The sequence below is a fragment of the Curtobacterium sp. ODYSSEY 48 V2 genome (assembly GCF_023712625.1).
Lineage (GTDB): Bacteria > Actinomycetota > Actinomycetes > Actinomycetales > Microbacteriaceae > Curtobacterium.
The window spans coordinates 209196-230827 of sequence record NZ_JAMAXX010000007.1 but is presented as its reverse complement, the minus strand read 5'-3'; the positions used below and the strand labels follow the sequence as shown (position 1 = coordinate 230827).

The 21632-nt window shown below is 67.6% G+C and carries 17 protein-coding genes; 10 read left to right on the top strand and 7 right to left on the bottom strand.

Translation table 11 applies throughout. The features are described from left to right. Positions 1-68: 68 nt before the first annotated feature. Positions 69-1208: a hypothetical protein gene (locus tag M3666_RS12665; protein ID WP_251155400.1), complete on the top strand. Its 1140-nt coding sequence runs from the start codon at positions 69-71 to the stop codon at positions 1206-1208. A gap of 388 nt (positions 1209-1596) precedes the next feature. After that, the gene (locus M3666_RS17250; RefSeq protein ID WP_374109589.1) at positions 1597-1776 is read left to right on the top strand and encodes a DapH/DapD/GlmU-related protein; all 180 of its coding nucleotides are present in this window, start codon (positions 1597-1599) and stop codon (positions 1774-1776) included. Here M3666_RS17250 and M3666_RS12660 read toward each other — a convergent pair. From M3666_RS12660 to M3666_RS12650, 4 genes are read right to left on the bottom strand one after another with little or no spacing between them, the layout of a single operon-like run. Then, on the bottom strand, positions 1773-3317 hold the full coding sequence (locus tag M3666_RS12660) for an O-antigen polymerase (RefSeq protein WP_251155399.1): 1545 nt from the start codon (positions 3315-3317) through the stop codon (positions 1773-1775). The two genes, M3666_RS17250 and M3666_RS12660, sit on opposite strands and share 4 nt — an antisense overlap. Then, positions 3301-4491, bottom strand: a complete 1191-nt coding sequence (locus M3666_RS17245; protein ID WP_374109587.1) for a glycosyltransferase — start codon at positions 4489-4491, stop codon at positions 3301-3303. Before M3666_RS17245 ends, M3666_RS12660 begins: the two co-directional genes overlap by 17 nt. Further along, positions 4488-5063, bottom strand: coding sequence for an acetyltransferase (locus M3666_RS12655; RefSeq protein ID WP_251155398.1), 576 nt, complete (start codon positions 5061-5063; stop codon positions 4488-4490). The genes M3666_RS17245 and M3666_RS12655 overlap by 4 nt, the downstream gene beginning before the upstream one ends. Positions 5064-5105: 42 nt before the next feature. Continuing rightward, positions 5106-6236, bottom strand: coding sequence for a glycosyltransferase family 4 protein (locus tag M3666_RS12650; RefSeq protein WP_251155397.1), 1131 nt, complete (start codon positions 6234-6236; stop codon positions 5106-5108). Positions 6237-6579: 343 nt separating this feature from the next. Between M3666_RS12650 and M3666_RS12645 the strand changes: the two genes are divergently transcribed. From M3666_RS12645 to M3666_RS12625, 5 genes are all read left to right on the top strand, one after another. Next, positions 6580-7830 carry a glycosyltransferase family 4 protein gene (locus M3666_RS12645; protein ID WP_251155396.1) on the top strand — a complete coding sequence of 417 codons (1251 nt, stop codon included), beginning with the start codon at positions 6580-6582 and terminating at the stop codon, positions 7828-7830. Next, positions 7827-8855 carry a GDP-mannose 4,6-dehydratase gene (gene gmd / locus M3666_RS12640; protein ID WP_251155395.1) on the top strand — a complete coding sequence of 343 codons (1029 nt, stop codon included), beginning with the start codon at positions 7827-7829 and terminating at the stop codon, positions 8853-8855. Before M3666_RS12645 ends, gmd begins: the two co-directional genes overlap by 4 nt. Beyond that, positions 8855-9823, top strand: coding sequence for a GDP-L-fucose synthase (locus M3666_RS12635; RefSeq protein ID WP_251155394.1), 969 nt, complete (start codon positions 8855-8857; stop codon positions 9821-9823). The genes gmd and M3666_RS12635 overlap by 1 nt, the downstream gene beginning before the upstream one ends. A 35-nt stretch (positions 9824-9858) precedes the next feature. Further along, positions 9859-11679, top strand: coding sequence for a DUF4012 domain-containing protein (locus M3666_RS12630; RefSeq protein WP_251155393.1), 1821 nt, complete (start codon positions 9859-9861; stop codon positions 11677-11679). A gap of 439 nt (positions 11680-12118) precedes the next feature. Further along, positions 12119-12676 (top strand): hypothetical protein, encoded by a 558-nt coding sequence (locus M3666_RS12625; RefSeq protein ID WP_251155392.1) that lies wholly within the window; start codon positions 12119-12121, stop codon positions 12674-12676. A gap of 94 nt (positions 12677-12770) precedes the next feature. Here the strand turns inward: M3666_RS12625 and M3666_RS16830 are convergent, their stop codons facing one another. Together M3666_RS16830 and M3666_RS12620 are read right to left on the bottom strand one after the other, a co-directional pair. After that, positions 12771-12899, bottom strand: coding sequence for a hypothetical protein (locus M3666_RS16830; protein ID WP_285841330.1), 129 nt, complete (start codon positions 12897-12899; stop codon positions 12771-12773). Between the two features lie 52 nt (positions 12900-12951). Further along, a complete protein-coding gene (locus tag M3666_RS12620) occupies positions 12952-13842 on the bottom strand; it encodes a VanZ family protein (protein WP_251155391.1) in 891 nt (296 codons plus the stop codon). A 271-nt stretch (positions 13843-14113) separates the two neighbouring features. Here M3666_RS12620 and M3666_RS12615 point away from each other — a divergent pair, with 271 nt between their 5' ends. The 3 genes from M3666_RS12615 (at position 14114) to M3666_RS12605 (ending at position 20710) form a co-directional block, all read left to right on the top strand. Beyond that, positions 14114-14440 carry a hypothetical protein gene (locus tag M3666_RS12615; protein ID WP_209684059.1) on the top strand — a complete coding sequence of 109 codons (327 nt, stop codon included), beginning with the start codon at positions 14114-14116 and terminating at the stop codon, positions 14438-14440. Between the two features lie 113 nt (positions 14441-14553). Beyond that, the gene (locus tag M3666_RS12610) at positions 14554-14883 is read left to right on the top strand and encodes a hypothetical protein (RefSeq protein ID WP_209684057.1); all 330 of its coding nucleotides are present in this window, start codon (positions 14554-14556) and stop codon (positions 14881-14883) included. A gap of 268 nt (positions 14884-15151) precedes the next feature. After that, positions 15152-20710, top strand: a complete 5559-nt coding sequence (locus M3666_RS12605; RefSeq protein ID WP_251155390.1) for an Ig-like domain-containing protein — start codon at positions 15152-15154, stop codon at positions 20708-20710. A 152-nt stretch (positions 20711-20862) separates the two neighbouring features. Here the strand turns inward: M3666_RS12605 and M3666_RS12600 are convergent, their stop codons facing one another. Beyond that, the gene (locus M3666_RS12600; RefSeq protein ID WP_251155389.1) at positions 20863-21594 is read right to left on the bottom strand and encodes an SOS response-associated peptidase; all 732 of its coding nucleotides are present in this window, start codon (positions 21592-21594) and stop codon (positions 20863-20865) included. Between the last annotated feature and the right edge of the window lie 38 nt (positions 21595-21632).

The window sequence follows — 21632 nt, the reverse complement described above, 5'->3', positions numbered from 1 at the left end:
CGAGGAGTGTCGACATGAGATCTTTGTGGTCTCTAGGTGCGCGTATAGCGGCTCAAGTATTCTTGGCTTTGAGTAGCTACCTGGTATCGATCAGCGCCGCGCATTCCCTTGAAACGGGCGCGCTAGCCATCTTCTTCATTGGCTGGACCATAGAGTCGATGTGGGTCGGTGCGGTTCGTATGATTCTCGTACCAGCATTACTGCTGAACGACACCGTGCCTCGCCCAGCGGTATTGATTGCGGTCGGATGCGCGCTCAGTATCCCTTTGGTCGCTGCAGTACTCCTAACCAGTGGTGATTTGCCACTGCTGGTTCGGTGGCTACTCGCTTTGTCGGTCGTGACTCTGGGCGCATATGAGATGGCCAGGAGTCTTCTAAGCCGCACAGTGACGAGGGCACTGGCATTGCCACTAGCCGATGCGATCGTATTTTTTGCCGCGCTCGTGGGTATCCTCCTTGGCGCGCTCGCAGGTGCGGATGGGCTGACGGTTGCGTTAGCAAGCCTTTGCGCGTCGTCGGCGCTCGTCACGATCGCAATACTGAGCTTGATTACCCTAGGACGCCGCGGCGGGACCTTCGAGCCTTTGCAAGCTTGGCTCCTCGTGACTTGGCCGCTCCTTCGGCTTGGGGGGCTCGAGTGGATAGTGTTCTTTGTAACCAGCTCCGGTGGTCTCGCGCTTCTCGGACTTCTCGGGGGGCCGAATATCCTGGCCGGCGTAAGGCTCGCTGAAACACTGGTAGCGCCCATTGGGCTCCTGAGCAGCGCACTCCCGTTCGTGGTGTCGAGTGCCCTGCGGGCCGACCCGTCCGCCGTGGGCCCCTGGCCTCGCGCTGTACGGGACGTGTGGCTTTTGCTGACGATCGTCACGGTTGCTTACCTTGCGGCGATTCAATTCGCGCCCTCGGCGGCGCTGAGGCTCCTCGTGGGCGAGCACGTCGAGATTGCGCGCCAGGCGTCCTTGGGGCTCGCCCTGGGTGTCGTTGCGAGCGTGTTCGGGGCGACGGCCACCCTGGTCATGAAGCACCGACGCCAGGTCAAAACGCTGGCTCGACTACGCGCAGTTGGCCTCATCGTTGCCCTGCCGGCAGTAGCGATAGGTGCGAGTACGGGTTCCGTTATGGGTGCTGGGGTGGGTGTGTCATCCTCCCAGCTCTTCCCTGCGATCGTTCAAGCGGGTCTGACATTGCGTTCCAAACGTTCGGCCTGAACCACGATGGTGACTCGCTGACGGTGTTCGGAAGTGGTCCATTGATAGACGAAGGAGACACATCTTGCCGAGAAGCTTCAGTGCACGCGTTACCAGGAAGTGGCGCGCGACCTTGAGGAACGCGGTTCGACCTATCTGGGTGCCCCAGCCGTTACGTCTCTTCGTGTTGCGACGGAGCGGCATCGCGCTCAGTCAGGCCATTCTTCGAGAAGGGCTCCAAGTCCTTGGAGACGGCCTGACGATCGGGCGCGGAACGTTCATCAACAGTGACCTTTATGTCGAGGCAGAGGCTCCGGTTGTGATAGGGGAGCGTGTGAGTATCGGGGTCGGCGGCAGGCTCTTGACAGTGAGTCATGAGATCGGCGACTCCACTCGTCGTGCAGGCGCGATGATTTCTCGCGGCATCACCATCGGAGACGGCACATGGCTCGGCGCAGGAGTGACCGTGCTACCTGGAGTCACGATCGGAAAGGGATCGATCGTCGGCGCTGGAGCCGTGGTCACGAAGGACGTCCGAAACAACGTTGTAGTCGCAGGAGTTCCCGCACGGGAGGTGCGGGAGCTCTAGTCGCGCGCTTCGGCTGCTTCCGGACGTTCCGAACTCGCGCTATCTGAGCATTCTACTTGCGCGGCGCGAGAGTTGCGGAGAACTGTCTTGGGATTAGGCCGCTTCGATCGACGAGGCTCGAAGGCGCCCTCGGGCGGCACGGTGACAGAGTGTTGTCTCGTTGGTGCCAGGAAGGCCGCGAGCAGGATGACCACGGCCAGCGACGCCACCGCCTGAAGCAGCGATCCCCTCAAGAGAATCAAGGAATAGAAGGGCAGGATGCACCCAATGATTCCTGGTGCACTGACCATCCGGATCTGATTGTTGAGGCGCTCGTCCCAGAGTCGTGCAAGGTAACCGACTCCTAACATGCCGACTATTACTGCGACCCAGCCTCCATTCACGAAGAATTCCGCCCAGAGCGGAGCAGAAAGATTCGTGAAGGTATAATTACGAAAGTTGGCGAGAAGGGCGCCTGTGTCGACAGCCTTGTCTGGCCAGATCGACCTAGGAACCCAGAAGAAAAACACGCCAAGGAACTGCTTGCCGAGAGTAGTACCATTTGCGGCGACGTAGAAAACTGCGTTGTTGATTTGACTGAAGCTGTCGAAGTCGCCACCGGTCAGAGACTGGAGGGGACTTCGGAACTGAATGCTCGTGTCGAGGGTTCTGCGGAAAGTACTTGCGATGGGGAATATAAAGAAGAGCGCGGCGAGAGCGCCGGTGGCGACAGTTCGGTACCGCCGCAAGCTCCAGTAGATGGCGCATGCAGCCAAGAGCGCCAGGTAAACGGTCCCGACCGCGTACCGTGCACTGTTGACTGGGTTAACGACAGCGAGCAGCGCAATCCCGGTGAAGACGGCGAGCGGAATATTCGGTACCTCGCCGTCGCGACGCAGTTGTCGCCAGAGCAAGATCTGCGCGATAGATGCCACCAGGAGGCTCATCGTCGTAAAGCCGCCGACGAGCGTGGCCGTCGTGGAGTCCGACCACGCAGCCGCGCGGGCTGAGTCGAGTGCAGCCCGAGGGCTGACTATCGATTGTAGGCCCATCTTGTAGAGGTAGTAAGAGGTCATGACGAACGCGAAAACTGTCACACCGTATACGCGGACGGGGGCAAGCCTTGTGCTTCTAGCGGGTAACGGTGCGTCTGATAAATTGCGCCGCCGGATGGCCCAAGCCCAACTGCCAACGATGATCGAGAGGTATCCGACGAGGACGACTCCGATAGTGGTCGTAGCGTACTGGGCGGCGAAGCCAGGGGTGGTTTCGGGCGTGTCTCCGGTGCGTAGCTGCACTAGGGGGGCAACGCCCAAAAATCCGTAAACGAACAGACCGATCACCATCTCGAACAAGCGCCTCTTCGCTCCGCTGACAGCCCAGGAGAAGCGGGCGGCGCTGAGGGTGGCGATCAGGGCGGCTCCGGGCCACGTGTCGAAGAGCGGATTTGGGGTCAACCCGACTACGGCGACAGGAACGAGTAGGCCCAGAATGATGAAGAGAATTGACCCGAAGGCTGGTGCCGCGCGGTCGACCAACGGAGATTTATTGAATGGTGTCATGGTGAGAGCTCCGTTCTGATGTCCCGCCCTGTGCCGGAAGCCGGAGGTCTCGTGGCGAACGTTGCCCCGAGCTGGGTACGTGCGCCGGGTATAGGCGTTCGATCTCATCGACCATCATTCGTGCGCCGAACTCGCTGTCGATGAGGGCGCGCCCATTCCTAGCGCGTCGCTCTCGAGTGGCTGTGTCGCGTAGAAGTTCCTCCACACATGACGCAAGATCGGCAGGAGTGCCACTAGAAGTAGATGCTGCGTCTAGGTCCGAGAGTCGCTGCGCGATACCACAATCTTCAGTGAGTACCACTGCGCTGCCCGCGGACAGGGCTTCGAGTACCGTCACCGGGAAGACCTCGCCATGGCTGGGGAGAACGTAAACTTCAGACTCAGCTATTCGAGACGCTCCCTTTCCCGGCTCGACCGAACCCTCGTAAGAGATTGGTACCGCCGGGTGATCTGCACACAGTCGCTGGAGCTCGGTGAGATCCCCCTCGTCGGGCCCGATAACGGTGAATTTCGCGTCGACCCCTTTGGCGTGAAGTATCAATGCCATCTCCGCGAAGGCGAGGACGCGCTTCCTCGGATGCAGGCGCGCCAGGAACAATACTTCGGGTGAGAGAGAAACTCGTTCGGCTGGGCGTGCGCTCGCGGCGAGCCCATTGCGGACGGTGTGGACCCTTGCCGCCGGCTCGATATCACGGATCCCGGAAGTCTCTCGGTCGGTTAGTACTAAAACGGCGGTTGCAGCGCGGAGCAGGGGCCTCGTAAGCGCGAGGTCGAGGATGCGTGCGATCGGTCCTCCCGCGGGCATGATCATTCCGTGAGTCTGCATGACAAAGGGGATCCCGAGCGTCCGCGCCCTTGAGGCGAGCTGGAGGTCGAGTGCGTGTCTCCCTGCGTGGACATGGACGACGTCTACTTCGCTTCGATGGTCGGCGAGCCATTTGATCAGCGATGGTGCGTGAACACCGCTAAACCCTGCGCCGGGGATACGGCCGCCTCTTGACAGCACTACTCGTACGCCTGGGATGTTCAGCCTCAACTCGCCGTCCCAGGCCGCCAGGAGTGTCACGCGATGGCCTCGTCGAGCGAGTTCGCGGCACTGAGTGACCGCGACCGCGAGCGGGCCACCGAACGCGCCGTTCCGCGACACGAGTGTGACCGTCTGAACGATGTTCATGATGCCTCACCGGCGCCAAAACGTTGCCCAACAACGACGGCGGGGATTCCGCCGGCCACCGCGCCCTGAGGAATGTCGCCTTGCACGACTGACATGGGTCGGATGAGCGCCGAAGATCCGATTGTCGCGCCGCCGAGGACCATGCAGCGGGAAGTGATCCACGCGCCAGACTCGACCTGTATGGGACGCGTGATGAGGGCCATGTCGCGCTTGTGTGCGTGACTGCCGGTGGTGAGGAAGGTCTCCTGGGAAATCACGACGTCGTGACCGATGTAGATGTGGTCCTGGTTGTGGAACCAGACGCCCTCGCCGATCCAGCTATCGTCACCGATGTGCAGCTTCCAGGGAAACCGGACGCGTGTGCGGGGCCTAAATGTCACCCTGTCTCCGATTTGAGCACCGAAGGCCCGGAGGACCTTCACACGTAGGTTGGAGGAGACCTGCCATGGGTTGGTTACGAAGAGAAGCTCGGCGGCCCCCCAGAGGTAAACAAGTGCTTTCGAGCGGCCCCATGATGTGCGCTCACCTGGAGCGTGCTTCAGCGCGATGACGCGCACGACGTCGACAGCCATGAGTCCCCAAGTCCTTGTACAACGAGGACCGACCTCGCCTACTCACATCCTAGGGTGACGCGCCCTCGACTTCGAGAGGGCAAGGAGCGCCCTGAGCGCCTCTGCGTACTGCCCCACCATGTGGTCGAGTGAGTGCCTCGTCGACTTCTCTCCGATGGCGGCACCCAGACGGAGTGCTGTCTGGGGGTCATCGGCGAGTTGCTTCATCGATGTGGCCAGAGCATCGGCGGTGGGGGCGCATTCGATGCTGTCGTAGTCTGGCGTGAGGTATTCGTATTCCGGACCGTGTCGAGTGCCCGTGGTTGTGATGATGGGAAGCCTCATCGCCATGCTCTCAACAGCGATCAAACCGACGCGGCCGGGATTCACCAGGGCGATCGCTACGTTCGCCAGGTGCGCCTTCAACTCATCGCCGATGTAACCGAGCAACCGTACCTGGCCTCTAGCGGCGGCACGAGCGAAAGCAGCCTCGAGTCGGCCTCGTCCCCCCACCACAAGGGTGATGTCTGGTCGCGATGTCCAGAGGAGGTCTAATGCCTCCACGACGAGGTCGATTCGCTTGCTTTCGTCCAGGCCACCGACCATCGCGAAGACCGGACCATCGCCGATCCCAAGGCGAGAACGCGACTCGGATGGATCGCTCGTCCGAACGAACTCGATGTTCGTTTTCAACTCACGGACGTCGATCGAGTTGTGCAGCGAGGTCACTCCGGCGCTGCTAGCGCGCCACCTACTCGCCAACGTGGCCCCGGTGTCCGTGTAAGCGAGGACGTGATCGGCGGCCCTCGTCTGCCATCGGCGCAGCATGCGGGTGATCCGATTGTCCTCTGCGGTGAAGGCCTCGACATGGCCCCACACCCCGACTGGTCTCCTCCGCTGCAACAACGCCTCGTACGTCGCGGACGCGCCTGCCGCGAGCTCGGCCACGACGACGTCCGCATCTCTCCATGCCCGGCGACCGCTCACGAGTCGCAGACGGGCTCTGCCGAGTCGGATCGTCGTCGTTGTCAGAGCAAGCTGGAAGACGCCTTCGAGGTGCGCAGAGTCTCGACGACTCGCTTGAGCGCCAGTGGGAGCGCCGGCCGCGATCACCAGCTCGTGACCGTCATGCGCGAGCTCTGTCGCGAGTGCTTCGAAGAACGCAGCGCGGTACGTGGGCACGTACGGCTGCATGATTACGATCCGAGCCAATGTTGGTTGCCCTTCTTCCTACTGTCGGCTCAGGCTAGTGTCCTGCTGCTCGTTCGCTTCGCCATCGGATGTCCGACAGTCAGTTAGTCGAGCAAGGAACTGGTCGCAGATTCGCCAAGAAGGCGAGGCGCTTGCTCGCCGAACGGTCCCCTTGATTCTGCCCCGACAACGATCGTCTGAGCCGCGAGCGCTGCTGCCATCTCTGACCGAGGGCTGGACAGGCCGACTCGATGCTCGGACCATCGAGGGCGGCGGCGCCGGACTCGCGAAACACGCCTACTAAACTGAGCACCTGTTATCATCGCGTGTGCAAAGAGCAGGATCCGTGACGATCGTCGGGCTCAACTTCGGGCCTGAATCAACGGGGATAGCTCCGTACACCGGCGGGTTGGCCAGGGAACTTGCGTCTCGGTCGTGGCGCGTTCGGGTGCTGAGTGGGTTCCCTCACTATCCACAGTGGCGCTTCGCTGAAAGACATCCCCCTCGTTCGCGGATCTCCGTCGAGGACGGGGTGATGGTGGTCAGGCGGCGGCATCGGCTCCCGTCGAAGCCCGGGGGAGTTGCGCGCGCTCTCTCTGAACTGTCCTTCGGCGTCGCGGCGATTTGCACGCGCTTTGCGAAGCCAGACGTCGTCGTCCTGGTTTCACCTGCGCTCATCTCGTCCGCAGCGGCGCTGGTGAAGGCGCGTCTCGTGACGCGGCGACCGGTCGTAGTTTGGGTGCAGGATCTCTACACTCTTGGTCTTCGGGAGCTCGGCGTCGGACGTCCTGGTCTGTCAAGCCGGCTCATCGGTGCGATCGAGAAGTGGACACTGCGATCTGCCGATGCGGTCGTCGTGATCCACGAGCGATTCCGCGACACCGTCGTGGAGGAGCTCGGTGTTCGTCCTGCTTCAGTCGAGGTCGTCCGGAACTGGTCCCACCTCGACGACGACTGGCAGGTCGATCGCGACGCATCACGCGCGGCCCTCGGCTGGGACTCGTCGGAGTTCGTCGTCCTGCATGCGGGGAACATGGGTGTGAAGCAAGGCCTCGAGAACGTGGTGGACGCGGCCCGCCTCGCAGCTGCGACCGGTTCGCGAGTGCGCTTCGTCCTGCTCGGAGACGGGAATCAACGCTCGACCCTTGCTGAACTCGCCGCCGGGGTGGCCAACGTGGAGATGATTGCCTCTCTCCCTGACGACGAGTTCCGCGATGCGCTCGCTTCCGCTGATGCGCTGCTGGTGAACGAACGTGCTGGAGTGGCGGGCATGGCTGTCCCGAGCAAGCTCACGTCGTACTTCAGCACAGGGCTGCCAGTCATCGCCGCCACAGACCCCGGCAGTGTCACCGAGAGTGAGGTACTCCTCGCGGGAGCGGGGCCAGTTGTGCCCGCCGGCGACCCGCAGGCTCTGCTTGACGCAGCGGTCGCGCTCGCCGGCGACGCTCAGCGGGCCCGGGCGATGGGCGCGTCTGGTCGACGGTTCCGGACCGAGCGTCTGACGGCAGCGGCCTCGTTCGATACATTTGCTCAGCTGTTGGAGACGCTGGCGAGAGGCCGCCGCTCAACCGCCACTAGGGAATCGGGGACTGCTTGACCAAGCGCGCGCTCATCACGGGCATCACCGGACAGGACGGGTCGTACCTGGCCGAACTTCTGCTTCGCAAGGGGTACGAGGTGCACGGCGTCATCCGTCGTGCGTCGACGTTCAACACCTCGCGCATCGACCACCTCTACGTCGACCCCCACAACCCCGACGCAAAGCTCTTCCTGCACTACGGGGACCTCGGCGACGGTGCCCGTCTCGTGAGCCTCCTCGGTGAGTTGAAGCCTGACGAGGTCTACAACCTCGCCGCGCAGTCGCACGTGCGCGTGTCCTTCGACGAGCCCGAGCACACCGGCGACGTCACGGGCGTCGGCTCGATGCGCATGCTCGAGGCCGTCCGCATGTCCGGTATCCACACGCGCTTCTACCAGGCGTCGTCGTCCGAGATGTTTGGGGCCACCCCACCTCCGCAGAACGAGGAGACCCCGTTCTGGCCGCGCTCGCCGTACGGTGCCGCAAAGGTCTACAGCTACTGGGTCACTCGCAACTACCGCGAGGCGTACGACATGTTCGCGGTCAACGGCATCCTCTTCAACCACGAGTCCCCTCGGCGAGGCGAGACGTTCGTGACGCGCAAGATCACGCGCGCAGTTGCCCGGATCAAGGCGGGCATGGAAGACCACGTCTACCTCGGCAACCTCGACTCAGTCCGGGACTGGGGGTACGCGGCGGAGTACGTCGAGGGCATGTGGCGCATGCTGCAGGCGGATGAACCGGACGACTTCGTCCTCGCGACCGGCGGGAACTTCACCGTCAAGGACTTCCTGTCGACGGCGTTCACCCACGCCGGGCTGAACTGGGAGGACCACGTGCGGTTCGACGAGCGGTACCTCCGCCCGAGTGAGGTCGACGCCCTGGTCGGCGACGCGTCGAAGGCGAAGGAGAAGCTCGGTTGGGAGGCCACGGTCGACACCGCTGAGCTCGCTCGGATCATGGTCGACGCGGACATCGAAGCGCTCCAGCACGAGGGTCGGCCCTGGATCGACACCGTCAAGCTCGCGAGCTGGGAATCCTGATGGCGGCCGAGCTCACCCCAGGGCCGCTCGATCGTGACGACCGCGTCTACATCGCCGGACACCGTGGTCTCGTCGGGTCGGCGGTCCAACGGAAGTTCGCAGCAGAGGGCTTCACCGATCTGATCGGACGGACCTCGTCCGAACTCGACCTCAAGGACCGCGCCGCCGTCTTCGACTTTTTCGCGCAGGAGCGGCCGAAGCACGTCGTCCTGGCGGCGGCCAAGGTCGGTGGCATCCTCGCGAACGACACCTACCCGCACGACTTCCTGAGCGAGAACCTGCAGATCCAGGTCAACGTCATGGATGCGGCGGTCGAGCACGGTGTCGAGCGTCTCGTGTTCCTCGGATCGTCCTGCATCTACCCGAAGCTGGCGGAACAGCCGATCCAGGAGGACTCCCTCCTCACCGGACACCTCGAACCGACCAACGACGCGTACGCGATCGCGAAGATCGCCGGGATCCTGCAGGTGCAGGCGGTACGACGTCAGCACGGTCGTTCCTGGATCTCCGCCATGCCGACCAACCTCTACGGGCCGGGCGACAACTTCTCGCCCAAGGGGTCGCACGTGCTGCCCGCCCTCATTCGTCGGTACGACGAAGCTGTGCAGCAGGGTGTCCGCCAGGTGGAGAACTGGGGCACGGGGTCACCCCGCCGCGAGTTCCTGCACGTCGACGACATGGCCTCGGCTGTCTTCCACCTCATCGAGCACTACGACGGCCCGGACCAGGTGAACGTCGGTACGGGGTCGGACGTCACGATCCGGGAGATCGCCGAGACCATCGCGAGGGTCGTCGGCTTCGAGGGCGAGACGGTCTGGGACACGTCCAAGCCCGACGGCACTCCGCAGAAGCTCCTCGACGTGTCCAAGCTCGCCGAGGCGGGTTGGACCGCGCAGATCGGGCTCGAAGAGGGGCTCCGCAGCACCATCGATTGGTACCGCGAGCACGCAGACTCGGTTCGGCAGTGACCTCGGTCGGACATGAGGGACCGTAGGATTACCTCATGTCCGACCAGCCCGAGTCGCGACGCGCTGCAGTGAGCCGGGGGTCCAGGGCCCGCGTCGTGCTGTGGACCGTCCTGGCCGTCGTCCTCCTGCTGATCCTCGCCGTCGCCTGGGTGGGGGTGCGCGGTGTGCTCGCCAAGGGGCATCTCGAACGCGCGGTGTCCGACGTCAGCACGCTGCGGTCGCAGTTGACGGACGCCGACACGAGCGCCGCGCAGCAGACCGCGAAGCACCTGGAGGACGAGGCGTCCGCGGCGCGGTCGCTGACCGGTGACCCGGTGTGGGGCGCGGCCCAGTACGTCCCGTTCTTCGGGACGAACCTGCGTGCTGTGCGCGAGGTCGCCGTGGTCGTCGACGATGTGGCCGACGGTGCGGTGAGTCCCGTCGCCGGCGTCGTCGGTGGACTCGGCGTCGACTCGTTCGCGCCGAAGGACGGGAAGGTTGACCTCGATCCGCTCGTCACGGCACAGCCGGCGGTCGCGCAGGCGGCCGAGACGCTGACCAGGGCCGACCGCGATGCGCAGGTGATCGACACGAGCGGCACGCTCTCGCCGGTGACGTCCGCGGTCAACCAACTGCGAAACGCCGTGCAGTCTGCGTCGAAGCAGGCCGACACGGCCAACCGCGTCGTGCAGCTCGCACCGGCGATGCTCGCTCGCGACGGCGAGCGCAACTACGTGCTGCTCTTCCAGAACAACGCCGAGCTCCGCGCCGGCGGGGGCATCCCAGGGGCCGTCGCGCTGCTCAAGGTGCAGGACGGGTCGATCAAGCTCGAGAACCAGGCCGCGGGTGCGTCCTTCGGCCCCTACGAGCAGCCGGTGCTTCCGCTCGAAGCGGACACGACCAGCCTGTACGGGGACATCACGGGCAGGTACATGCAGGACGTCAACCTCACGCCCCGCTTCGACGTGTCAGCACAGCTCGCCCGCGAGATGTGGAAGCAGAAGTTCGGGCAGGAGGTCGATGGGGTCCTCGCGATGGACCCGGTAACGCTGAGCTACATGCTCCGTGCGACCGGGCCGGTCCAGCTGGCAACGGGTGACACGCTCACTGCGGACAACGCCGTCCAGCTGTTGCTGAGCGACGTCTACACGAAGTACTCGGACCCCGCGGTGCAGGACGCCTTCTTCGCCTCGGCCGCGAGCGCGGTCTTCGACAAGGTGTCGAGCGGGGGCTTCGACGCGAAACAGTTCATCTCAGCGCTGACCAAGGGAACCGACGAAGGTCGACTCCGGCTGTGGAGCGCGACGAAGGACGAGCAGCAGCGTCTCGACGGGACAGCGCTGGCCGGCGAGCTCCCCACGGCATCGCGTGAAACCCGGCAGTTCGGCGTCTACCTGAACGACGGCACCGGGTCGAAGATGGACTACTACCTCGACAAGACCGTGTCGGTCGGATCGTCCGTCTGCCGACAGGACGGTCGTCCGACGTCCGTGGTCGAGGTCACCCTCAAGAACATCGCTCCCGCGGATGCCGCGACGAGTCTCCCGCGCTACGTGACCGGTGGTGGGGACTTCGGCACTGAACCGGGCAAGATCAAGACGCTCGTTGCCGTCTACGCGCCGGAGAACGCCATCTACCTCGGCTCGACGCGGGACGGCAAGCAGGTCGGCGTGCAGACCGCGACCGACGGCGGGCACCCGGTCACGCAGCTGCAGACGCTGCTCGCGCCGGGAGAGAGCACGACGTTCCGCGTCGCGTACCTCGGCGACGCCGAGTTCGCGAACGCCGGTGTCGAGGCGATCTCGACGCCCGGCGTCAAGCAGGGCAAGGTCGAGCCCCTCCAGTTCGAGTGCAAGGACCCTGTCCCCGCGGGCTGAGCGCGAACCATACGTCCGCGGCCCGTCCACGGAACGGAGGCGACGGCGTGTCGAGCCGTGCAGCGCGGTCCATGTTGTCCCCAGAGTGGGGGGTTCAGGACTTTTCTGAGCACGCGGCTCAGCCGGTCTCAGGAACAGACCGAGCGGCGGGATGCGCGGGGTGGATCCGTCGAATAGTGCCTCTGACCTGGGTTTATGATTCCGCTACCGCGCCCCGAGCAGGGGGTGCAAGCACCCCTCAGCTGTCCCTCATGCGCACCAGGGCTGGGCCGATCTCGAAAAAGTTTCGGATCAGGTGGCAACAACCTGAGGATTCCCGCTAGATTGAGGGAACTTCGCCATAGCGACCGCTTGCTCCTTCACGGCTTGCGTTTGGGGGGAGTGCCACGGGCTCTGGGTGTCAGGGTCTGCAGGATCAGATTCTTAGGGGAAACACTTCATGAAGAAGCTCATCGCAGCTGCCGTCCTCGCGGGCGCAGCGTTCATCGCCATCCCGACCGCGGCGAACGCTGCCGGCTACGCGCCGGACTCGAGCGTCTCCGTCTCGGGTACCTACAGCGCGGGCGGCACCGCCAACGTCAGCTTCACCGACGGTGCGTTCCAGAACGGCGAGACCGTCAACGTCCAGGTGACCGGCGCCGGCGCCGTGACCCTCGGTGCGCTGCCGACCACGACGGTCTCGAAGGCCTACACGGCTTCGCCGACCGGCGCGCTCGTCGTCAAGGTCACCTTCCCGGCTGGTGCTTCGGGTACCTACAACCTGACCGCCACGGGCGCCACCTCGGGCGTCGTCGGCCTCGCCTCGTTCACCGTCGCCCCCGGCGACACCGCCGTCACGGTCGGCTCGAACGGCAACTCCGGCACCCCCGGCCAGCTCGCCTTCACCGGTGGCACCATCTCGACGCTCGGCCTCTGGGCTGCCGGCGGCGCCATCGTCCTCGGTGGTGGCCTCCTGGTCGCTCGCAAGTCGGTCCGTCGTCAGAACGACGCCGCCTGAGCGCAGCTGAACTGAACGAAGCCCCCGGCACCTCGGTGCCGGGGGCTTCGTGCTGTCGTCGGTGGAGGGACGAGGACGGGTCAGGTCGGACGGATCAGGTGACGACGAGGGCGATCGCCACGACGGCGATCACGGCGAGCGGCGCGACGATCCACAGCCACCAGGGAAAGGTCGACGGCCGGCGGTAGGGGCGATGGTGCTTCCGATCGGGGTTCGGGTCCATGCGCTGACCGTAGGCCGTGCGCGGGCCGAGCGGCTCGTCCGTCGTCAGATCGTCACACTGCGGCCCGTGACTGTCCGCGAGCCGCGCTCACACGGGCCCGCCCCAGCACCACGATCCCGAGCAGGACCCCGAGCACCGCTCCGGAGGTGTTCGACAGCACGTCGTCCACCGACGCGAACCGCGCCGGCAGGAACAGCGCCTGCACCGTCTCGATCGCGCAGCTCGCCAGGAACCCGCCGAGCATGCCGACCCACCACGCGCGCGCGCCGAAGAGCAGCAGCACGAAGAATCCGAACGGCACGAAGAAGAGCACGTTCGCGGTGAACTCGACCGATCCGTAGTCGAGCCACTGCGGAGCGCCGAGCCGGTGCCCCGCGGCGATCGCCCGCGTCAGCCACGGGTGGATCCCGCGGTCGACGGGGGAGCCCGCCGTCGCCACGAGGACCACCAGGAGCGCGTAGGCGGCCGCGAGCGTCCACGCCACCCGCCTCGTGCGCCCCGACGCGTGCGCGGCGCGGTGCCGTGCGTGCCAGGCCGCGTCGAGCAGCGCCCCGATCGCGACCCCGACGAGGCCCGCGAGCACGACGGACCGGAACTGCTCGCCCGGGGTGGAGGACTGTGCCGCCACGACGACGGCGGCCGCCAGCACGACGACGGCGCTCACCAGGGCGCGTCCCGCCACCCCGGCCGGCCGGGAGGCACGGCTCGCCCCCGCCAGCAGCACCGGCAGCAGGGCGGTCACCAGGGTCACCGCGATCGCGGCCACGAACCCGTCACCGAGCGTCAGGGTGCCGTGCCCGAGCGCGCGCAGCGCGCCCACGAGGTGGAGCAGCGCGGACCGGACCCGGTCCGCGACGCCGGGTACCAGCAGGACCGCGCCCACGAGCACGACCGCAGCCACCATCCCGCTGCGCACGATCGTGGTCCTCGTCCTGGTGCTCATCGGGAACGACGCTAGTGGGCCGCGCCTCCCGTCCGGGATGGACGCGAGGGGACCTCGGGAACCCGCAGGAAGCAGTTCATCCACGGGACGAGTACCCCGATCGCGCACCTGTACCCCGTTCCCGCGTCCCCCGACCCCGGAAATCCGGGGCTGTACCCCGATCCGTATGCACGAAACCCGTGAATGGACGGGCATCGCTGGCGTCGCCGGGGGACGTTCTCGTACGGTTGCACCATCACCTGATGTACCCCGGATCGCGAAGGAGAGCGACATGAGCACCACCGTCACCACCGACACCCGCGAGGTCACCCTCGACACCGACACGGTCGACGTCATCGCGATCCTCGAGGCCGAGGCAGAGCACTCCGGCCGCGCAGCACGTGCCAAGACCACGTGGACGCAGGAGGACGACGGCGAGTGGGTCGCCAACTACGGCGGCTACTTCGGCGGCAGCGTCGACAAGCGCGACGGCCGCTACGTGGCCTCGGACACCTTCGGACTCGTCGTCGGCGACTTCGCCACGCTCGAAGAAGCCCAGACGAAGCTCTCGGACCAGCTCCACGTGATGCTGCCGGCCGTGATCCGTCCGGTCGCGTAGTGCCCGACGACCATCCGGCCCTCGCGGTCAGCACCACCAGCCAGACCCGCACCATCAGCACGGCCCGAACCACCAGCACCGTCCAGCACCACAGCAGCACGAGGAGCACCACCATGAGCACCAGCGTCGCCAACAGCCAGCAGGCCGAGGTGACCGTGGACACGGCGACCATCGAGGTCATCACCGGCATCGCTGCCGGCGTCGTGTCCCCCGATGCGCCGGCCCGGGCGCACGTCGTCTGGTCCGAGGCCGACGCGGGGCTCTGGGCGGCGAACTACGGCGGCTACTACGGCGGCGTGATCGATCAGCAGGGCGCACACTTCTTCGTGTCCGACACCTTCGGTCAGTACGTCGGCGACTTCCGCTCGCTGCACGAGGCGCAGGACCGTCTCGCCGAGCGGCTCCACCAGCTGCTGCCGGACGTGCGCCGCACGCTCGACTGAGCAACGATCCGGCCGGGAGGCCCGGGTCGCCTCCGCCACACGGCGGACGTGACCCGGGCCTCCCGTCGTCGTGCGCCCGCCGCGACCCTCCCCGCGGGGCCGCCAGTAGGCACCCCCAGTTCGAGGAGGGTCCCCCACACTGGGGACCGGCGTTGACCCCTGGTGCACTCAGTGTCCTGCCAGGATCGGGACGACGCCAGCGACCGTCCCTCTGCACGGACCGTCACGACAGCTCGGCGTCGGCATCGTCTCGACCCGAAAGTGACTCATGCTGCCTGTGCACCAGGGCACCCGTGTGCCCGGTGACGACCCTGCAGGTCGTCGCCCCCTGCCCTCACGACGCCCCGGCCGACGTCTCGTCGCCATGCTCGGTGCCGCGCTCCTCGTCGGCGCCGGTGTGTCCGCCACCACCGCGGTCGTCGCGGCCGAGCCGGCGTCGGCTGCGGTCTCGGCGCTCGACAACGGTCGCCTCGTCTGCAACCAGAACACGCTCTACGCCGTGGACGGCACGGGCAAGGTCATCGCGGTCGACATCACCCCCACGACCGATGCCGGGAAGAACGTTCCCGTCACCGAGCTCGGGGCCGAGGGCAACAACGGCCTCGGCATCTCGCGCGAGGGCGTCTCGATGTTCGGCGCCGCCAACGGCGGTACCGCGACCATCAAGCAGTACGACCCGAAGACCGGGCAGGTCCTCGCGACCATCCCGACCGACGGGGTGCACACCGTGATCCGCGGCGCGGTCAACCCGGTCACCGGCATCTACTACTACGGCGACGCGTCCCGGATCTGGGCGTACGACCCGACAGCCGGCAAGCTGCTCGGCCAGGTCGGCACCCTGACTGGCATGACGACGACGAACTCGACCGGCGGCACCGGCGTCAACGGTGACTTCGCGTTCAGCTCGCGCGGGCTCATGTTCGTCGTGGCCGCGCACAAGGTCTACCGCGTCGACACCACCGAGCTGCCGACGACGGCGATGCCGTCGGGCGGCCGCAACCTGTCGACGACCGAGATCGGGACGCTGCCGAACGGCACGAACAGCCCCGGGATCGCCTTCTCGTCCGACGGGTACCTCTACGTCTCCTCGTCCGCGACCGCGACCAACGGTGTAAAGACGACGACGGTGTTCCAGCTCGACCCGACGTCGGGTGCCGAGCAGCGTCGCTTCGCGATCACCGGCGACTTCGGCGCGACCGACCTCGCCACCTGCAACTACGCCGACACCCTGACCGGACAGGCCTCCGTCGACGACCGCTGGAAGGAGACCGACCAGTTCGCGCTGTCCATCGCCGGCCAGGGCATCCAGGCCACCACGCCCGGTGCCTCGGGCACGACGAGCGGCACCGCGACCGGCGTCCAGTCGAAGACCGCCGGTGCCCTGCTGACCACGCCGGACAAGGACTACACGGTCACGCAGCAGCCCGCCGGCACGACCGACCCCGCGGACTACGACACGACGTGGCAGGCCGTCGACCTGTCGACGAAGCGCACCGTCGCGAGCGGTACCGGCGGCACGGCGGCGTTCCGGTTCCCGCAGGCGACCACCGCCGACGGCACCGACGTCGTCGTCACGTTCACCAACACGCTCAAGCTCGCGCACGTCGCGACGAAGCCCGACGCCTACAGCACCCCGGTCGGGACGAAGCTGGAGGTCGCCGCTGCCGGTGTGCTCGGCAACGACTCCGGGACGGGCCTGACCCTGCAGTCCGCGGGCGCCCCGGCACACGGCACCGTGACGACCTCGGCGGACGGGAGCTTCACCTACACCCCGGCGAAGGGCTTCTCCGGCACCGACCAGTTCACGTACACCGCGGCGGACGGTTCCGGCCGCACGTCGACGAGCACGGTCACGGTCACCGTCTCGCCCAGCGGCGCCGACGACGCCTTCTCGGTGCGCGCCGGCGGGACCGCGACGGCGGACGCGACCACGGGCCTCCTGGCCAACGACGGCGGCAGCGACCTGACCATCACGAGCCACACCGACCCGACGCACGGCACCCTCGAGCTCGGGGAGGACGGGTCCTACCGGTACACCCCGGCCCCCGGCTTCTCGGGCACCGACTCCTTCACCTACACCGCGACCGACGGCAACGGCACCACCACGACGGCGACCGTCACCGTGACGGTGCTGCCCGCGGCCGGCGCCGACGCGATCACCGTGACCGCCGGCGGACCGACCACCGTCGGTGCCCCGGGCCTGCTCGGCAACGACGAGGGCACCGGCCTGACCGTCACCGGGTCGACCCAGCCCGCACACGGCACGGTCACCGTCGGGAAGGACGGCTCGTGCACGTACACCCCGGCCGACGGCTACTCCGGTGACGACACCTTCGACTACACGGTCACCGACGGCAACGGGAAGTCCGACACGGTCACCGTGACCGTCCTCGTGCGCCCCGCAGCGGTCGACGACACGATCACGCTGCCCGCAGACGGCACCGCCACGGCGACGACCCGCGCCGACGGCGTCCTCGGCAACGACCGCGGCACCGGCCTGACGATCCGCTCGAACACCGAGCCGACGCACGGTTCGCTGACGCTGGCACCCGACGGCACCTACACCTACGTGCCCGCGACCGGGTTCTCCGGCACCGACACGTTCACCTACCAGGCCACCGACAGCGCCGGCACGGTCGTCAGCGGCACCGTCACCGTGGTGGTCGTGCCCGTCGCTGCCGACGACCGCGCCGCGACGACGGCGAACGATCCCGTCGCGTTCGACGTGACGAGGAACGACACCGGTACCGACCTCACGCCGAGGATCGCCACGGCTCCGGCCCACGGCACCGCGGTCGTGAACGGGGACGGCGCCGTCGAGTACACCCCGGCCCGTGACTGGTCCGGCACCGACACCCTCTCCTACACGGTGTCCGACGGCTCCGGCCGGACGTCGCAGCCGGCGACCGTGACGATCGCGGTCTCGCCGACCGCCCGCCCGGACACCACCTCGACGACGGCCGGCACCCCGGTCACCGTCGCGGCGACGGCCATGACGAGCAACGACTCCGGTACCGGGCTCACCGTCACCGGCGTGGGCAAGGCCTCGGACGGCACGGTCGTGCTCGACGCGGACGGCAACGCCGTGTTCACCCCTGCGGACGGCTTCTCGGGTACCGGCTCGTTCTGGTACGACGTCCGTGACGCCTCGGGCCGCACCGACTCCACCTGGGTCGTCGTCGTGGTCGGACCGCAGGCCACCGCGGACTCCGCGACCGTCCCGGCGTCCACCACGCTGACCGTCCCCGTGGCGGAGGGCGTCCTGGCGAACGACCACGGCACCGGGCTGACCGCGACGATCGACGAGCAGCCGCTGCACGGCACGGTCGACCTCGCCGCCGACGGCTCGTACACCTACACGCCGACCGCGGACTGGTCGGGCTCGGACCGCTTCACCTACACGGCGGAGGACGCGTCCGACACCGACGAGAAGAGCACCGGGCTCGTGACGATCACCGTCACGCCCCGCACCGAGGACGACCGGATCCGCACCGCGGCCGACCAGCCCGTCACGGTGACCTCGGGTGACCTGACCGGCAACGACCACGGTTCCGGCCTCACCGTCACGTCGGTCGGGCAGCCCAGCGCCGGCACCGTCGTGCTGAACGCCGACGGCACCGTCACGTACACCCCGGCTCCGGGGACCTCGGGCACGGCGACCTTCCCGTACGGGGTCACCGGCGCGAACGACGAGCAGGCCGCGGGCACCGTCACGGTGACCATCACGCCCGTGGTCGCCGCGACCGACGCCGACGCCACCGCCGACGGCACCCTCGTGGTGCCCGCGGACGAGGGCGTGCTCGAGGGCGCGACCGGCACCGGCCTGACCGTCACCGACAACACGGACCCGGGCCACGGCACCGTCGAGGTCGGGAAGGACGGCTCGTACACGTACACGCCCGAGCCGGGGTACTCCGGCAAGGACACCTTCGACGTGACGATCACCGACGGCTCCGGGAACACCACGACCGGCACCGTCACGATCACCGTCGCACCGAAGGCCGTCGACGACACCGCGACGACCACGACGGGGACCCCGATCGACGTCGCCGTGACCGAGAACGACAAGGGCACCGCGCTCCGGGTGACCGGCATCGGCACGGCTGCGAACGGCACCGTCCGGATCTCCGACACGACCGGCACCGACGGCACGGCCGCCCGCGACACCGGCGTGACCTACACGCCCGCCGACGGGTTCTCGGGCACCGACGCCGTCACCTACACGGTGACCGATGCCGCCGGCTCGACCGCGACCGCCACGGTGCGCGTCACCGTCGCACCCACCGCGACCGACGACGTGCTGCAGACCACCTCCGGCACCCCGCTCGCGCTCGGCGGGACCGTGCTGACCGGGAACGACCACGGCACCGGGCTGACGGTCACGGACCACACGGCTCCGCGTCACGGCACGGTGACCACCGCGGCGGACGGCTCGCTCGTCTACACGCCGACGACGGGCTGGTCCGGCACGGACACGTTCACCTACACGGTGACCGACGCCTCCGGGCAGACCGCGACCGCCACGGTCACGGTCCTGGTCGGCAACGTCGCGACGGCCGACCACGGCACCACCACCACGAACGGCACGCTGCGGGTGTCCGCGGCCTCGGGCGTCCTGACCGACGACTCCGGCGCGGGGCTCTGGGCGAAGATCGACCGGCAGCCGGAGCACGGCACGGTCGAGCTCCGCAAGGACGGCTCGTACGTGTACACGCCGGCTGCCGGCTTCTCGGGCACCGACACCTTCACGTACACCGCGGTGGACGCCGAGGGCTCGACATCGACCGGCCTCGTGACGATCACTGTCACCCCGGTCGCGACCGACGACCGCACCAGCACCGCCGCCGGCACCCCGGTGACCGCGGTCGACCCGGGCGTGCTCGGCAACGACCACGGCTCGGCCCTGCGGGTCGTGTCCGCGGGGACGGCTCGGCACGGCACGGTCCGCATCGCCGGCGCAGGGACGTTCGTCTACACGCCGGACCAGGGCTTCTCGGGTGTGGACTCGGTCACGTACCGCGACCACGACCTGGAGGGCCAGGCCGCGGACGCCACCGTGTGGATCACCGTCGGGATCGACGCCGTCGACGACAGCGCACGGACCGTCGCGGGCACCCCGGTCGCCCGTGACGCCCGGCACGGCCTGCTCGGCAACGACCGGGGGACCGGCCTGACCGCCGCCCTCGACCGGAAGCCCGCGCACGGCACCGTCTCGGTGCAGCGCGACGGCTCGTACCTGTACGAGGCCGCCGACGGCTTCACCGGCACGGACCGGTTCACCTACACGGTGACCGACGCCTCCGGGCAGACGACGACGGCCACCGCGGTCATGACGGTCGTCGCGGCCGCCACCGCCACGGACGACTCGGCTGTCGGTGCCGTGGGCCACCCGGTCACCATCCGCCCGATCGACAACGACCACGCCAGTGGCGGAGCGCACTTCGTGGCGACCACGCTGCACCTGGTCGACCCGGCCACCGGCGCACCGACCGACCGGGTCGTCGTGCAGGGCATGGGCACCTGGCAGGTCGACCGCGGGCAGGTCGTGTTCACCCCCGAGCACGGCTGGGCAGCGCGCACCTCGATCGACTACACGGTGCTCGACAGTGCCGCGCAGCTGGTCCGCGCGACCATCGAGGTGTCCTACCCCACCGGGATCGCGGCGGTCGCGCACATCGCGAAGCTCGCCTTCACCGGCACCACGGGACTCGTCGGACTCGGCCTGGCCGCGGTCGCGATGGTCCTGGCCGGGGCGTTCCTGGTGGTCCGCCGCCGAGGTGACGGGACCGCCGTCGTGACGGGGACGCGCCGCCGCAGCGGGTCCTGACGACCGCACCCCACCACCGGACGGGAGGCCCGGATCACGACAGCCGACAGGCGCACGTGATCCGGGCCTCCCGTCCGTCGTCCGTGGTCACGACCCGACGTCGGGTCGCCGTGCCCTCGGGGGTCAGCGGACGGGCCCGTGGTGCGCAGCGCTCACCCGATGGGTGCGATGAGCTGCGGGCCGTCGTTCCGCACGCTGTTCACCGCGCGGGAGACCTCGTACTGCTCGAGCCCGGCCGCGACCGCGAGCGACTCGTGGTCGAGCAGTGCGAGCAGGTCGTCGGAGCCGAGGTCGCCGTCCAGCCAGTCGTCGTAGCCGTCCGGGGTGAGGAACGCCGGCATCCGGTCGTGGACCTCGCCGGGCGCGACGTGTGCGTCGCGGGTGATGATCGCGAGCGACAGCCGCCACTTGTCCGGGTCGTCCTCGGGCTTCGTCGGGTCCGGCCAGGCGCTCACGATGCCCGCCATCGCCAGTGCGCCGTCGGGCTCGTGCACGAAGTGGGGCTCCTTGCCGTCCTCGCGCACGACCCACTCGTAGTACCCGAGCGCGGGGACGATGCACCGGTTCGTCGCGAAGGCCCGCTTGAACATGCCGCTCGTCGCGACCGTCTCGATGCGGGCGTTGATCGGCTTCGGCCGCTGCTTCCGGAAGTCCTTCGCCCAGCTCGGCACGAAGCCCCAGCTGATCTGCGGGAGCTCGCGCTGCCCGTGGCGCTGCCGGACGGCGTACACGGGGTCGGTCGGCGCGACGTTCCAGCTCGGGGCGAGGCCGGCGTGCACCTCGCCGGTGTCCTCGTCGACGTGCTCGGTGCGCGCCGCGAGCTCACCCACGAGCTCGGGCAGCAGATCGGCCGTGGTGTCGGAGACGACGAACCTTCCACACATGCGCCCAGTGTGCCCGCCGGGGCCGACAGTGGTGCGGG